14 protein-coding genes are annotated in these 12,722 nt (G+C 58.8%); 6 read left to right on the plus strand and 8 right to left on the minus strand.

The genetic code is table 11. The annotated features are described in order from the left end of the window. Positions 1 to 358: 358 nt before the first annotated feature. On the minus strand, positions 359 to 1,261 hold the full coding sequence (locus tag ACRESH_RS22245; protein WP_431744003.1) for a LysR family transcriptional regulator: 903 nt from the start codon (positions 1,259 to 1,261) through the stop codon (positions 359 to 361). Between the two features lie 201 nt (positions 1,262 to 1,462). On the opposite strand from ACRESH_RS22245, the gene ACRESH_RS22250 reads away from it, so the two are divergent. The 3 genes from ACRESH_RS22250 (at position 1,463) to ACRESH_RS22260 (ending at position 4,123) form a co-directional block, all read left to right on the plus strand. Next, entirely contained in the window at positions 1,463 to 2,962 is a 1,500-nt protein-coding gene (locus ACRESH_RS22250) for a purine-cytosine permease family protein (protein WP_431744004.1), read from the plus strand. Further along, entirely contained in the window at positions 2,959 to 3,801 is an 843-nt protein-coding gene (locus ACRESH_RS22255; RefSeq protein ID WP_431744005.1) for a nitrilase family protein, read from the plus strand. Before ACRESH_RS22250 ends, ACRESH_RS22255 begins: the two co-directional genes overlap by 4 nt. A gap of 130 nt (positions 3,802 to 3,931) precedes the next feature. Next, positions 3,932 to 4,123, plus strand: coding sequence for a hypothetical protein (locus tag ACRESH_RS22260; protein WP_431744006.1), 192 nt, complete (start codon positions 3,932 to 3,934; stop codon positions 4,121 to 4,123). A 148-nt stretch (positions 4,124 to 4,271) separates the two neighbouring features. On the opposite strand, the gene ACRESH_RS22265 is transcribed toward ACRESH_RS22260, so the two are convergent. After that, entirely contained in the window at positions 4,272 to 4,667 is a 396-nt protein-coding gene (locus ACRESH_RS22265) for a YkvA family protein (RefSeq protein ID WP_431744007.1), read from the minus strand. A 164-nt stretch (positions 4,668 to 4,831) separates the two neighbouring features. Here ACRESH_RS22265 and ACRESH_RS22270 point away from each other — a divergent pair, with 164 nt between their 5' ends. After that, entirely contained in the window at positions 4,832 to 6,280 is a 1,449-nt protein-coding gene (locus tag ACRESH_RS22270; RefSeq protein ID WP_431744008.1) for a sensor histidine kinase, read from the plus strand. Here the strand turns inward: ACRESH_RS22270 and ACRESH_RS22275 are convergent. Next, positions 6,264 to 6,734 carry a MerR family DNA-binding protein gene (locus ACRESH_RS22275; RefSeq protein WP_431744009.1) on the minus strand — a complete coding sequence of 157 codons (471 nt, stop codon included), beginning with the start codon at positions 6,732 to 6,734 and terminating at the stop codon, positions 6,264 to 6,266. The two genes, ACRESH_RS22270 and ACRESH_RS22275, sit on opposite strands and share 17 nt — an antisense overlap. Before the next feature lie 134 nt (positions 6,735 to 6,868). Here ACRESH_RS22275 and ACRESH_RS22280 point away from each other — a divergent pair, with 134 nt between their 5' ends. Continuing rightward, positions 6,869 to 7,330 carry a methyltransferase family protein gene (locus tag ACRESH_RS22280; RefSeq protein ID WP_431744010.1) on the plus strand — a complete coding sequence of 154 codons (462 nt, stop codon included), beginning with the start codon at positions 6,869 to 6,871 and terminating at the stop codon, positions 7,328 to 7,330. Positions 7,331 to 7,382: 52 nt separating this feature from the next. Here ACRESH_RS22280 and osmE read toward each other — a convergent pair whose 3' ends face one another. Further along, a complete protein-coding gene (gene osmE / locus ACRESH_RS22285; RefSeq protein ID WP_431744011.1) occupies positions 7,383 to 7,745 on the minus strand; it encodes an osmotically-inducible lipoprotein OsmE in 363 nt (120 codons plus the stop codon). Positions 7,746 to 7,936: 191 nt separating this feature from the next. Here osmE and ACRESH_RS22290 point away from each other — a divergent pair, with 191 nt between their 5' ends. Next, complete coding sequence (locus ACRESH_RS22290; protein ID WP_431744012.1) at positions 7,937 to 8,512, plus strand: hypothetical protein; 576 nt, start codon at positions 7,937 to 7,939, stop codon at positions 8,510 to 8,512. A gap of 3 nt (positions 8,513 to 8,515) precedes the next feature. Here ACRESH_RS22290 and yghU read toward each other — a convergent pair whose 3' ends face one another. The 4 genes from yghU to ACRESH_RS22310 all read right to left on the minus strand — a co-directional run bounded on the left by yghU (position 8,516) and on the right by ACRESH_RS22310 (position 12,674). Further along, a complete protein-coding gene (yghU, locus tag ACRESH_RS22295) occupies positions 8,516 to 9,355 on the minus strand; it encodes a glutathione-dependent disulfide-bond oxidoreductase (RefSeq protein ID WP_431744013.1) in 840 nt (279 codons plus the stop codon). A gap of 83 nt (positions 9,356 to 9,438) precedes the next feature. Beyond that, positions 9,439 to 10,791 (minus strand): glutamine synthetase family protein, encoded by a 1,353-nt coding sequence (locus ACRESH_RS22300; RefSeq protein WP_431744014.1) that lies wholly within the window; start codon positions 10,789 to 10,791, stop codon positions 9,439 to 9,441. A gap of 23 nt (positions 10,792 to 10,814) precedes the next feature. Beyond that, positions 10,815 to 11,372 (minus strand): helix-turn-helix domain-containing protein, encoded by a 558-nt coding sequence (locus tag ACRESH_RS22305; RefSeq protein WP_431744015.1) that lies wholly within the window; start codon positions 11,370 to 11,372, stop codon positions 10,815 to 10,817. A 12-nt stretch (positions 11,373 to 11,384) separates the two neighbouring features. Then, positions 11,385 to 12,674, minus strand: a complete 1,290-nt coding sequence (locus ACRESH_RS22310) for an NAD(P)/FAD-dependent oxidoreductase (protein WP_431744016.1) — start codon at positions 12,672 to 12,674, stop codon at positions 11,385 to 11,387. Between the last annotated feature and the right edge of the window lie 48 nt (positions 12,675 to 12,722).

The following is a 12,722-nucleotide window of genomic DNA, read 5'->3' on the forward strand; positions in this document are numbered from 1 at the left end:
CTCAACTTGTTCGTCGTCACTGAGCACGATGTCTTGAGAGTTCATAGCGGCACTCCATGTCACGGCTGACTATGGAAGAGTAGCTCAAGTAGGAAATTTATTTTTGAGACAGAACACTAGGGAATGCGACGTAAGCATCCGGGTAGGTGGAAAGCAGAGGGCCCGATAAGCTCGGTTAGGTAGTCATCATTGATACCAAGCAACTTTTTGCTCGAACAGCACCAAGTGCGCTTCAACGCGCACAAGGGTGCGTCGAAAATATCAACAGCGGGCGACGAGTCATCAAGTGATTCGTCAGGATGAACTTGGCATGCTTACCGTGCCTTAGACTGGCATCCACTTCGTCGAAGAGTTGCCCCTAGGGCAATCCAAAAATGGCGATCAACTCGCCCAGAAACGCACTCACCAAATCACGCCGCCGAGCCGAATGCCTGACCGCCGCATGAAAACCGACCTCATAGCACAGCACCTCAGGATTGAGCGGATGCAACTGCCCGAGTTGCTCATGCCGTGCCGCATAGTGCTGAGGCAGAAAACCCAGGTGTTGGCCGGACAGAATCAGCAGCGCGGCACCGTCCATGCTGTCAGTGAGAACGGTCAGGCGTTCGATCGAGGTCGGCGCTGGCATTTCCGGCAAGGGGTGGCTCGGCCAGACCCAGTCATAGTGGCTGACATCCTCCCGGGTCAACGCGCCCGCATGCTCTGACAGCGGGTGCGGTGGCGCGCAGTAAGCGATCTGGGTTTCCTGAAACAAAGGGAAGTAATCGATATTGGGCAGGCGGTGCCAGAAATAGCCGATTGCCAGATCGATATGGCTGTTGATGATTTTCTCTTCCAGCAGGGACGAGGACAGTTCCGTGAAATGGAAGTACAGCCCCTCATGCTGAGATCGCAAGCGCGCAATGGCCAGGCCGATTTTCTTGTTGGCGACCGGATCGATTTGTCCGAGCAGTCCAATGTTGATGGTGCCCGAGACTTTGCGATTGATGTGCTGTACTTCGACCCGGAAGCCCTCCGCAGCTGCCAGCAATCGTCTGGCTGCCTCGACAAACTGGTTGCCCTTGGGCGTCACCGAAAAGCCGCCGCGACCGCGTTCGCACAGGCGGAATCCCACGCGTGCTTCCAGTGTTGCCAGTTGTGCGCTGATAGTGGGTTGCGTGGTGTTAAGGGCGGTTTGCGCCGCCGAAACCCCGCCGGCCTCGACGACGGCCAGAAATACCCGGATCAAACGCAGATCCAGCTCCGATACAGTTCCCAGCATGCGTGCCCCCCCGATGCTCGCTTACATAGGCATGGATCTATGTAAACAATTTGTTTGCGATATTTTACAGTCCCGAGCAACGCCATACATTGCAGTGTGTCCAGCGAAATTGTCAGCTATTTATGGAGCTTCACCCGATCAGGATGGCGAACCGATCGCTGTGTCCACAACAAAAACAATCAGCTGCATAGGAACCATCGTATGTCAGGGTCCCCACTTTCTGCGCACGCCGCCGAGGCGAGCAGCGGGTTGGCCATCGAAGGCCACTCGATCGACTACATACCGGAACACGAACGTCACGCTAAACTTAGCAGCCAGGGACCGTTCTGGTTTCTCGGCAATTTTCACTTCTTTACCATCTCCATCGGCTTTGTCGGCCCAAGCCTGGGGTTGTCGGCCCTATGGACCATGCTGGCCGGCGCACTGGGCATCATGTTCGGCACTATCTTCATGGCGTTCCACGGCTCGCAGGGGCCGGAGATGGGCTTGCCGCAAATGATCCAGTCCCGTGCCCAGTTCGGCTATCGCGGGGTAATCCTGGCGTTGATGGCGACGATGTTTGTGTTTGTCGGTTTCAACGTGGTGAACATTTCACTGATCATGAACGGCCTGGAACATGTGTTTGGCGTTGACCCGACGCTCGTGGCGGTGACGGTAGTGCTGATTGGCGCTCTGCTGTCGATCTATGGCCACGATCTGATGCACAAAGCCTTCAAATGGGCGTTGCTGGCCACTTTGCCGTTGTATGCGCTGGTCACGATTGCTTTGATGTTCGGCGCGGGCCGGGAAAGTGTCAGCCCAGCGGCCGATCTGGGATTTAGCTGGATTGCCTTTGCCACGTTGTTTGCCATTGGCGCGAGCTACAACATTTCCTACGCGCCCTATGTTTCCGACTATTCCCGCTACCTGCCGAAGAACACCAGCCGCTGGAAGCTGATCGCGGCAGTGTTCATCGGCGCCTCGTTGTCGGGCAGCTGGATGATCGGCCTCGGTGCCTGGCTCGCTCAGGAGTTGAATGCGGCAGATGCACTAGTGGCGTTGAATCAGGTCGGCTCTTCTATGATTCCGGGGCTGGGCAACCTGCTGGTGGTCGTGTCGGTGGCGGGTTTCCTGCCGATCATTGCGCTCAATACCTATAGCGCCATGCTGACCTTGCTGACTGGCCTCGACTCGATAAAGAAAATCACCCCGACACCCCGTGCGCGGGTGCTCTCGATCACCGTCATCAGCCTGATCCTGTTGACCTGTGTGCTGTCGGTCAAAGGTGACGGCATAGCGCTTTTGAACACTTTCCTGGTGTTGCTCCTGTACTTCCTCGTGCCATGGACCGCCGTCAATCTGGTGGACTACTTCTTCGTGCGCAAAGGCCGCTACGCGATCCCGCATTTCTTCACGCCGAACGGCATCTATGGCGCCTGGCAATTTCGCGGCATTGTCTCGTACCTGATCGGCTTTGCCGCCATGGTGCCGTTCTTCTACATCTTCGATGCCGCCGCCGACAAGGAAGTATTCGTCGGCCCGCTGGCACGCATGCTTGAAGGCGTGGACATTGCCTGGCTGGTGGGGCTGGCCGTTTCGGGGCTGACGTATTACATCCTCAGCCGTTCGATAGATCTGGCCGCCGAGCGCCGGATCATCGACTCGATTACTGAGAGTGACATTATCGCCATGACCGATAAAACTGCGGAGGCAGGGCGTTGAACATTGCACAGAACATCGTGGTCGCCTGCTGTCAACTGGCGCCGAAAATAGGCGATCTCGCTTACAACCGCACACTCACTGAGCGAGCCATTCGTTCGGCGGCCTTCCAGGGCGCCCAGGTTGTGGTATTGCCCGAACTGGTACAGAGCGGCTACCTGTTTGCCGACCGTGACGAAGCGCTGGCCCTTGCCGAAACCACTGAAGGCCCGACGCTGCGCCTGTGGCAAGCATTGGCTCGTGAGCTGAACATTGTGGTAGTGGGCGGATTCTGCGAGCAGCTGGCCGGCGATGAACTTGGCAACAGCGCGGCGATGATCGATGCCCAAGGACTGCGCGCGGTATACCGCAAGGCGCATCTGTGGGATGCGGAAAAGGAAATCTTCACGGCCGGGGATGCTGCGCCACCGGTGATCGAAACGGTCTTTGGGCGTATTGGCATGCTGATCTGCTACGACCTGGAGTTTCCCGAGTGGGTGCGCCTTCCGGCACTGGCCGGTGCCGATCTACTCTGTGCGCCGGTCAACTGGCCCGACGGTCCACGGCCACCAACCGAACGCCCGGCGGAAGTCTTGCGGGTGCAGGCCAACGCCTCGGTGAACCGGATGTTCATCGCCGCTTGTGACCGCTATGGTCACGAGCGCGGGGTGAACTGGGTGCAAGGTTCGGTGATTGTCGATGCCGACGGTTACCCGATGTCAGGTCCTGCGGAGCAGGGCGGCGAGCAGATTCTGTTGGCGGCAGTCAATCTTGTGCAGGCGCGTAACAAGCGTATTAGTGAGCGCAATGATCTGCATCGGGACCGACGACCGCAGTTGTACGGATTAAGTGGTTCAGCCTAGTAAACGAAGTAAGATGTTCACATGGCGGATCGGCTGAGCAGCACTCAGTTTGCCGACTATCTCCAGCGACGGGGGTTGTTCGCGATCCTGGCGTAAAATAGCAGTGCTACCTCATCAGAAGGAGCCGCATATGGATACCGACCAGCTGAACCAACCGTTGTCAGAGCAAAGAGTTTGGGATCAATACTTCTGTGCCGCGTTGATTGCGGAAAGCAATCTGACTGCACCGGTTGTAGGAGGGGCCACTCACGAAGACAGGCAAAACCTGTTGATTGAACGGGCCAAAGCGCTCGCCGACAAGATGATGGAAAACAGAAAATAACCAGAGCCCAGCCTTCGTGCTGGGCTTTTTACACCTGGAGTCACCATGGCCTTCTACGACGAAATGGCCGTGATGGCTCTGGGGATGATCACCGCGTTTTCAGCGCCATCAGCATCAAGGGTGCCTGCTGGCGGAGCGCAGGCAGCTCTCACGCATCCCTGACGTACACCACCCACGTGCCGATCAATAGCAATACCCAAAGCAGCATGATGACCAACGCAGCAACTCTGTTTGGCGGACGCTTGCTGTGTTGCTGCTCCCATTCGGCTGCCTTGGTCTGACACGCTGCCAGGACCAGAGGTGGCATCAGATGAATAGCTAGCCAGATACCCAACGGCAGGATAATCAGATCGTCCAGGTAGCCAAGTACAGGGATAAAGTCGGGAATCAAGTCGATTGGGCTCAATGCGTAAGCGACCACCAAAATGGCAATCCATCTGGGCAACCAGGGGGTTCCGGGGTGGTGGTAACAGAACCAGAGCACCATGGTTTGCTTTTTGAGTGCTTTCGCCCAGCGCTGCAGGCGCTCAAGGATGGCGTTCATGACGGTGAAGTCTAGCGTGCGGGATGGGGCGTAACATTCAACCCGTCCGGTCGATGCCGCTGAAATGTACGGCTAGAGTGTAGGTAGAGGTGGTGAGACTGCCTGGATCGTCGACTATCAGGGACGTTGCAATCACTGCTGTTCACATCTGGCGAGTCTCTTCTATGAATGCAACGTCATTCTGGTCCAGATACCTACCTTTTCGAGGCGCTACGTCAATCGACTCCGCTGAGCAGTTCGATTTGCTGCGCGGGTTCTCGATAATCAGCTTCCTCATCATCGGCGTCGTTGCCATTGGCCTGGGGTCGCTGTCGACCCGCTTCCTGATGAACGAAAGCCTCGAGCGCGATGCACTGTTGTCGGCTCAGTTCATCCAGGCTGTGGCTATTGGCGAAATTCGCCATCACGACCTCTCGGGCATGCAGATGGGGGCAGTGCTGGCACCGTCGGTGTACGGCATGTTGAATGAAGAAACGGCGCGTAACCGGGGCCGGGCACGTTCCGAATTTCTGGACCATCTGGCCCATCTTCCGGACATTCTGCTAGCGACCATCTATTCGCCTGACAAGGTCGTTGTCTGGTCAACCAATCCGGCATTGATGGGGCGCAAGATCGTGGGGGATGCTGCACTAGACGTTGCCTTTACCTCCAAGGGGCGCGTTTCGGCGAGATATAACGAGGTTCAGGATGGGCGGGTCGAGCAGCAGTTTATCCATCCGCCGCAGGAGTTCTTTATCGAGAACTACATCCCGTTGATTGACGAACAAGGCAATGTCCTGGCGATGGTGGAGATCTATAAAGAACCAGTGGATTTGATCGAGAGGGTCAATCGGGGATTCCGCTTGATCTGGATGGCCACCGTGCTGGGTGGTTTGGGGATTTACTTCGGACTGTTCTGGATCGTCTGGCGGGCCTCGAAGTTGTTGGCGTCCCAGCAGGATCAACTGGTAGCCAACAAGACCTATGGCGGCCTGGTCGAGATGTCGACCGCTGTGGCGCACAGCATGCGTAACCCACTGGCGAGCATCCGTAGCAGTGCCGAACTGGCCGAAAGCGCGGAGGGGCAACCCGCCGGGAAAAATATCGCGGATATCATCAGTCAAGTTGACCGCATGTCGATCTGGGTAAGGGATTTGCTGCTGTGCTTGCGTCCGTTGCGGGGCGAGTCGGAACAGGTCGATCTCGTCGGCGCAGTTCATTCGGCATTGAACTCCTTCGAACAGCAGCTGACCTACTCGAAAGTCCAGGTTGCGTTTGTTTCTGGGCCAACCCCATTGGTGGTGAGTCACCAACTGTTGCTCGCACAGGTGCTCAACAGCGTGATTGCCAACGCCATTGAAGCAATGCCGGATGGCGGCCGACTCGAGATCAACACCCTCCTGTGCGCAGATGGGCAAAAGCTCTACCTGTCGATAAACGATAGCGGTAAAGGCATGACCCGCCAGCAAGAGATGATGGCCTTCAAGTCGTTCTACACCACCAAACTGGGCGGGCTGGGCATCGGCTTGACCATGGTGAAGCAGATCATGGAGCGCTTTGGCGGGGAAGTTAGCCTCAGCAGCCGCGAACAGGCAGGGACCAGCGTTTGTCTTTGTTTCAGAGTCGGTAGCTGACAGCTTGTGGTAAAGCCGCGCCTCTGGACTCTGGGGGCGCACAAGATCGATTTGAAAGAGACTCGATAATCCGACACTGTTCAATGACCCCGCCTTGGCAACAGGCGATCAAGCGTTGCAGTTCACTTTCCAGGCCTTGCAAGTCCCGGATGCGCTCGCGCACTTGAGCCAGTTGTAGTTCGACCTTGGTATCGACAGCCGCGCAGGAGTGCGTCTTGTGGTCAGCCAGGCCGAGCAGTTCGCGCACATCGCCAAGACTGAAACCCAGCCCGCGGCTGCGTCGAATGAATAGCAGGCGATCACGCTCTACATTGGTGTAAAGGCGGTAGCCCGAAGGGGGCCTGGTGGCCGAAGGCAACAGGCTCTGTTGCTCGTATAGCGAATAGCTACGGCTTTGGTGTCGGTGGCTTTTGCCAACTGGCCCAAGTATAGATGCGGTGCTCAAAGTGGACATGCAGGATGTTAACGCCGTAGGCGTGCAGGGGAACCCGACGTTCTTCGTCAATGGGCAAAGCCTGAACGAGTTTAGTCTGCAAGCGCTGAGTCAGTTGGTCTGTACTGAGGTTGCCAAGACCAGGGAGTAACGTTATGCACTGGTTCGAGAACCGTGTGCCGCCACCCTTGGTGGCGGTGATCTGCGCATTGTTGATGTGGCTCAGTGCAGCACAATGGCCCGTGCTCGAAGCGCCTCTGAGTTGGCGCCTGGGCGTAGCACTGACGTTGTTGTTGATCGGTGCGGGGATTTGTCTGGCGGGTGTGATCTTCTTTCATCAGGCCAAGACGACCGTCAACCCGTTGAAACCGGAAACTGCCTCAGTTCTGGTTTCAACGGGTATCTATCGATTTACCCGAAACCCGATGTATTTGGGCTTTGCGTTGATCCTGGGCGCGTGGATGGTGTTGCTTGCCTCACCTTTCACGGTGCTGGGGATCATGGCGTTTGTCCTCTATATGAATCGCTTCCAGATCAGGCCAGAAGAGCGCGCATTGCAGCGCTTGTTCGGTGAAGCGTTTGATCAGTACTGCGCGCGTGTCAGCCGCTGGATTTGAAGCTCAGCGTGAACATGGAACGCAAAGCAGGGGCGGTGAGGTGCGCTACAGGCTAATAACCTGAGCCTCCCACACCCCCCATATTGGTGGGTGGCTCCCTGGATTTCTTCTGTGCGTGACTCCATTGTGCGCAAGTCATGAAGCTCTTGTGGTCCACTTTCCCAGTGTCATCGAAGCTGACATGGTAAGGCTGCGTCTGGCCTGGCTTGCTGAGCATATAGTCGAAGCAGGTACCGGGCACCACGGTACGCTCAGATACGGCTAATGGCTTCCCGCCGATACGCTGGACTTGTTCTGTGCTCATTCCTGTCTCGACCTTTGCGACCAGTGGCTGGTCACGATAGGTATATGAAGCCGTAGCGCAGCCACCTGCCGCTGATAGCGCGGCGATCAGTACGAAAATAAGTTTGTTCATGGCAGTGCTCCCGGTAGTGAGTGTCGTTAAGAAACCCCTGGGGACATCAGTTAAATTAAAGTCGAGGGCTGCCGGGCGCGCCAAGTATTCTCAAGCACAACACACCGATGTGCGATCAACGTATTGCTATGCTTCTCTGAGCAAAGATGATCATAGGGGTTTGACGTTTCGACATTACTGGGATGGGCCACATGGAACCCCTACAGGATTATGTGGTGTACGTCGTAACGGCCTGGGAAGGCTGGTTGTCTCAGGTGTCAACGCTGTTGACGGCCCTGGTGGCGTTTGCTTCGGTCCTGGTTGCCTGTATCGCTGTGCGGTTCAGTTCCAGGCAAAGAAAAATGCACGAGCAGCACCATCGACGGATGGCAACGCCACATCTGGCGGCCTGGAACAGTACCGACGTTAACACCCAGTCCTGCTCTTTCATCCTGGAAAACAATGGCCTGGGACCGGCAATCATTCGAGAGGTCAGCCTATGGGTCGATGGCGAGCGACTGCAGGGCGAGGGGCCGGATTTGTTGGCGGCTGCCAGCAGAATATTGTTGGGGGATATTCCCTACGAGCAACACGCCGAATTGTTTGTCGTCGGCGAGTTCATTCCTCCCGGTAAACAATTCAGCACGACTACCGTGATGCTGGAGGCCCATGAGCCTGCGGCGATCATCGCCGCCGCCGAGGCTCGAGTGCGTCTGCTGATTCGCTACGACAGCATGCTTGGCGATACCTTTGTCTACGATTCGGATAGCTGGCGGAATCGACAGTGATAGTCAGTCCAGATCCGCCGCCTGATGCCGCTCCGGCACCTGGCTCGCTTCATCTCCCCAGGTCCGGTTCACCCGTTTCCCACGCATCACCGCAGGCCGTTCGGCGATCTCTTCTGCCCAGCGTTGCACATGGGTGTATTGCTGCACGTTGAGGAACTCACCCGCCGAATACAGGTTGCCCCGCACCAACTGGCCGTACCAGGGCCAGACTGCGATATCGGCGATGGTATAGCTGTCACCCGCCAGGTAAGCGTTTTTGCTGAGGCAGCGGTCGAGCACATCGAGTTGGCGTTTCGCTTCCATGGTGAAGCGGTTGATCGGGTACTCGAACTTCTCCGGCGCGTAAGCATAGAAATGCCCGAAGCCACCGCCCAGGTAGGGTGCCGAGCCCATTTGCCAGAACAGCCAGTTCAAGGTTTCCGTACGCCCGGCGGGATCGCTGGGCAGGAAGTGGCCGAATTTTTCCGCTAGGTACAGCAGGATCGAGCCGGATTCGAACACCCGAATGGCCGGCTCCACACTGCGGTCCACCAGCGCCGGGATCTTCGAGTTGGGGTTGATGTCGACAAAGCCGCTGGAAAACTGGTCGCCTTCGCTGATGCGGATAAGCCAGGCGTCGTACTCGGCGCCGGTAACCCCGAGCGCCAGCAGTTCTTCGAGCAGGATGGTGACCTTCACGCCATTGGGTGTGGCCAATGAATAAAGCTGCAAGGGGTGCTTGCCAACTGGTAGCACTTTGTCATGGGTCGGTCCGGCAACTGGCCGGTTGATATTGGCGAATTCGCCACCCGACGGCGCGTCATGTTTCCAGACCGTGGGCGGTGTATAGGGCGTTTTGCTCATGGGGTCAATTTCCTGGTTCGCTTCGAAGGTTGTGGGTAGATTGGCACAGGGAATCGTACTGTGCCGCTCATCACAGCCATCGGTCAAAGAAACCAGCGGTACTCCCTGGCGCTGATGTCGTGCATGAACGCCAGATGGTCCTGACGCTTGTTCTCGCAGTAGACCATCACAAATTCGCTGCCCAGGCTCTGGTTGACCACCGGGTGCTGGCGCATGGCGCTGACCGCCGTGAGCATATCCTTGGGAAATTCGATGCCGCTGCTGCGATCTTCATTGAGAGGGGCGATGGGCTCCCGGGCGGCATCCAGCCCGTGCTCCATGCCGCTGAGGATCGCGGCCAGCACCAGGTAAGGGTTGGCGTCGGCACCGGCGAGACGGTGTTCGATGCGCAGGTTGCGCGGGTCGGACTCGGGGATGCGGATGCACGCATCGCGATCCTCGTGCCCCCAGCTGGCACGGCTGGCAGCATTGACCATGGCGCCGTAGCGGCGCATGGCATTGTGGTTGGCGGCGAAGATCGGCATGCAACTGGGCAGCAGTTCCAGGCAGCCTGCCACGGCATGGCGCAAGGGGCGCTGGTCATCGGCGGCGAGCAGGTTGTTGCCGTCCTGGTCATACAGGCTGACATGCACGTGCATGCCACTGCCCGGTGCCTCCAGGTAGGGCTTGCTCATGAAGCTGGCGCGCATCCCGTGCTTGAGCGCCACGCCGCGGGTGCTGCGGCAGAACAAGGCCGCCCAGTCGGCGGCGCGCAGGCCGTCGTCGCAGTGGCCGAAGTTGATTTCGAACTGGCCGGGGCCCAGTTCGGCGGTGATGACGTTGGCGTCCACGCCTTGCTCATTGGCGGCCTCGACCATATCGCGCAACACGTCGGAGTAGCGCGACAGGCGCTCGATATGCATGTTTGGCTGGTCGTCCGGGTCATCACTGAACGGATCGCGGGGAAACTGTGGCAGACCTTCCTTGAGGCTGCGGTCGAACAGGTAGAACTCCAGCTCGAACGCCACCACCGGGCGAATGCCGCGACGCGCCAAGCGCTGCAAGACCTGGGCGAGCACTTCCCGCGGTTCGAATTCGATGGGCGCCTGGGTGCCGTCGGAGCTGATCAGCATCTGCCCCAGCGGCTGGTTCTCCCAGCGCACCGGCTTGAGGGTGCCAGGGATCAGGCGCCGCGGTGCGTCCGGGTCGCCATCGTGGAAGCAGTAGTCGCCGATCGGGAACAGACCGCCCTGGACGCCCAGCAGCACGCAGTTCTGCGGCAGTTTCAAGGGGCTGCCGGCGGCGACCTTTTCGAGCATGTCGATCGGGTAGCGCTTGCCATAGAAGTGCCCGGGAATGTCCAGGCTGATCAGGTCGACATAGCACACTTCGGGGAATCGAGTGCGAAAGTCACGAACTTCAGTGAGCAGATCGGCAAAGCTTTTTGTTGTTATCATCGATTGCAATCCTGCAGCGTGGTTCAACGAAATACCCAGAGCACCCGTGTCGGCTGTCCGGTGAGGTTGGCGTAGCGAAACTGGCTGTGCGGCGGTAGCTGGAAACTGTCGTTGGGGCCCAGGGTTACCGGCTCTTGGCTGTCATCGAGCCACAGGCTCAGTTGTCCTTCGAGGACAAAGCCACCTTGTTCGGAGCTGTCATCCAGATGGCCTTCGCCGCTGCTGGCGCCGGGTGCCAGGTGGCTTTCGAGCATGGAAAAACTGCCCGTGAGCTTGGGGGAGACCAGCACGTCGGTGATGCCGCCGGCGTAGTAGAGCGTGCGCCGCTCGCCCGGGCGCGTGACCCAGTCCACTTCCCGTGGTTTGCTCAGGTTGTAGAAATAGGTGGTGGGTACATCCAGGGTTTCGCTGATGGCGGTCAGGTCGGCCACGGTGGGGCGCGACAGGCCGCGCTCGACCTGGGACAGAAAGCCCACCGAGCGGTCAATGCGCTGGGCCAGTTCGCCCAGCGTCAAGTTGCGGTGTTTGCGCAGGTCACGGATCAGGATCGCCAGGCCTTCGATTTCATCCTGCATGTCCATGGTGCTGTCCTCTTAAAGGTTGTCGCGCAGGCGGTACCAGGCCTTGGCCGCTGCCTCCAGAGGCGCGGCAAGCAAATCGCCGCCGGGGAAGCGACCATTGTCGATGGCCTGGTACAGCGCCAGCAACTCGGTGTCGCCGAGAATGGCATCGCTGACGGCGCGGGCGCCGGCCAGGGTCGGCAGTACGCCATGCCCGGAGAAGCCCTGCAACCAGTAGCGCTGGCCGCTGTGGCCGATGTCCGGGGTGCGTCGCAGGCTGCAGTCCAGGTGCCCGCCCCAGGCATGTTCGATGGCGACCCCACGCAACTGCGGGAAGGCGCGCTCCAGCACCGGGCGGGTGGCTGCGGCAACATCTTGGGGAATGCCGCCCAGATACGTGCAACCACCGCCAAACAACAAGCGGTGGTCCGGGGTCAGGCGGAAATAGTCCGGGACGAACTGGTTGTCGATTACGCAGCTGTTACGCGGCAGCAGCGAACGTGCAAAAGCGGGGTCCAGGGGCACTGTAGCCACCTGGTAGGAGCCCACCGGCAGCAGGCGGCGTGATAGTTGCCGGTCGAGGTTGTCGATGTAGGCATTGCAGGCCAGGACCAGTACGTCGCTGCGCACTTCACCGTGTTCGGTGCGGGCGATAAAGCCGTTGGCGGTTTCGCGGTAATCAAGTACACGGGTCTGTTCGAACAGACGTCCGCCTGCCGATTCAACAGTGGCTGCCAGGCCTTGGGCCAGTTTCAACGGGTTAAGATGAGCACCTTCCGGATCGTAGAGCGCGGCCTGGTAGCGTGGGCTGTCGATCCACTCCGGCAAGGCATCACGTTCGATCAACTGCAGTTTGTCGTAACCCCATTTATCGATCGCCTCGCGCTGGGCTTCACGCAGCATGCCGACCCGCCGGGGCAGCACTGCGGTCCACAGGCTGCCTGGACGGTAATCGATATCGAAACCATGGCGCTCGGGGAGTTCGCGCATCTCGCGGGCGGCCCAGCACATGCTGTCCCACAGGCGCCGGGCATGTTCCTGGCCCAGGGCTTTTTCCAGCGGTGGCATGTCGCACGACCAGCCCAGCAGGGCCTGACCTCCATTGCGTCCCGACGCCGCCCACGCTACGCGGCTGGCCTCCAGCAGCGTCACCCGCTTGCCCGCCAAGGCCAGGCGCAGGGCGGTGTGCAAGCCGCTGAAACCGGCGCCGATGATCAGCACCTCGGTGTCCAGACGCTCGTGCAGGGTAGGGCGCAAGGGGATGACACCCGGGTAGGTGCGGGCGTAGTAGCTGGCGACATGCTGGGCGGATTGCTTGAACATGGCGGGTCTCGTGAATTTTTATTGGTATATTTTCATGAAAAACTACCA

The organism is Pseudomonas sp. (genome assembly GCF_050739775.1).
Classification (GTDB): domain Bacteria; phylum Pseudomonadota; class Gammaproteobacteria; order Pseudomonadales; family Pseudomonadaceae; genus Aquipseudomonas.

Coding starts and splice junctions, on each gene's coding strand:
- ACRESH_RS22245 (WP_431744003.1), bottom strand. CDS start 1,261: ATGCTGGGAACTGTATCGGAGCTGGATCTGCGTTTGATCCGGGTATTT.
- ACRESH_RS22250 (WP_431744004.1), top strand. CDS start 1,463: ATGTCAGGGTCCCCACTTTCTGCGCACGCCGCCGAGGCGAGCAGCGGG.
- ACRESH_RS22260 (WP_431744006.1), top strand. CDS start 3,932: ATGGATACCGACCAGCTGAACCAACCGTTGTCAGAGCAAAGAGTTTGG.
- ACRESH_RS22265 (WP_431744007.1), bottom strand. CDS start 4,667: ATGAACGCCATCCTTGAGCGCCTGCAGCGCTGGGCGAAAGCACTCAAA.
- ACRESH_RS22270 (WP_431744008.1), top strand. CDS start 4,832: ATGAATGCAACGTCATTCTGGTCCAGATACCTACCTTTTCGAGGCGCT.
- ACRESH_RS22275 (WP_431744009.1), bottom strand. CDS start 6,734: ATGTCCACTTTGAGCACCGCATCTATACTTGGGCCAGTTGGCAAAAGC.
- ACRESH_RS22280 (WP_431744010.1), top strand. CDS start 6,869: ATGCACTGGTTCGAGAACCGTGTGCCGCCACCCTTGGTGGCGGTGATC.
- osmE (WP_431744011.1), bottom strand. CDS start 7,745: ATGAACAAACTTATTTTCGTACTGATCGCCGCGCTATCAGCGGCAGGT.
- ACRESH_RS22290 (WP_431744012.1), top strand. CDS start 7,937: ATGGAACCCCTACAGGATTATGTGGTGTACGTCGTAACGGCCTGGGAA.
- yghU (WP_431744013.1), bottom strand. CDS start 9,355: ATGAGCAAAACGCCCTATACACCGCCCACGGTCTGGAAACATGACGCG.
- ACRESH_RS22300 (WP_431744014.1), bottom strand. CDS start 10,791: ATGATAACAACAAAAAGCTTTGCCGATCTGCTCACTGAAGTTCGTGAC.
- ACRESH_RS22305 (WP_431744015.1), bottom strand. CDS start 11,372: ATGGACATGCAGGATGAAATCGAAGGCCTGGCGATCCTGATCCGTGAC.
- ACRESH_RS22310 (WP_431744016.1), bottom strand. CDS start 12,674: ATGTTCAAGCAATCCGCCCAGCATGTCGCCAGCTACTACGCCCGCACC.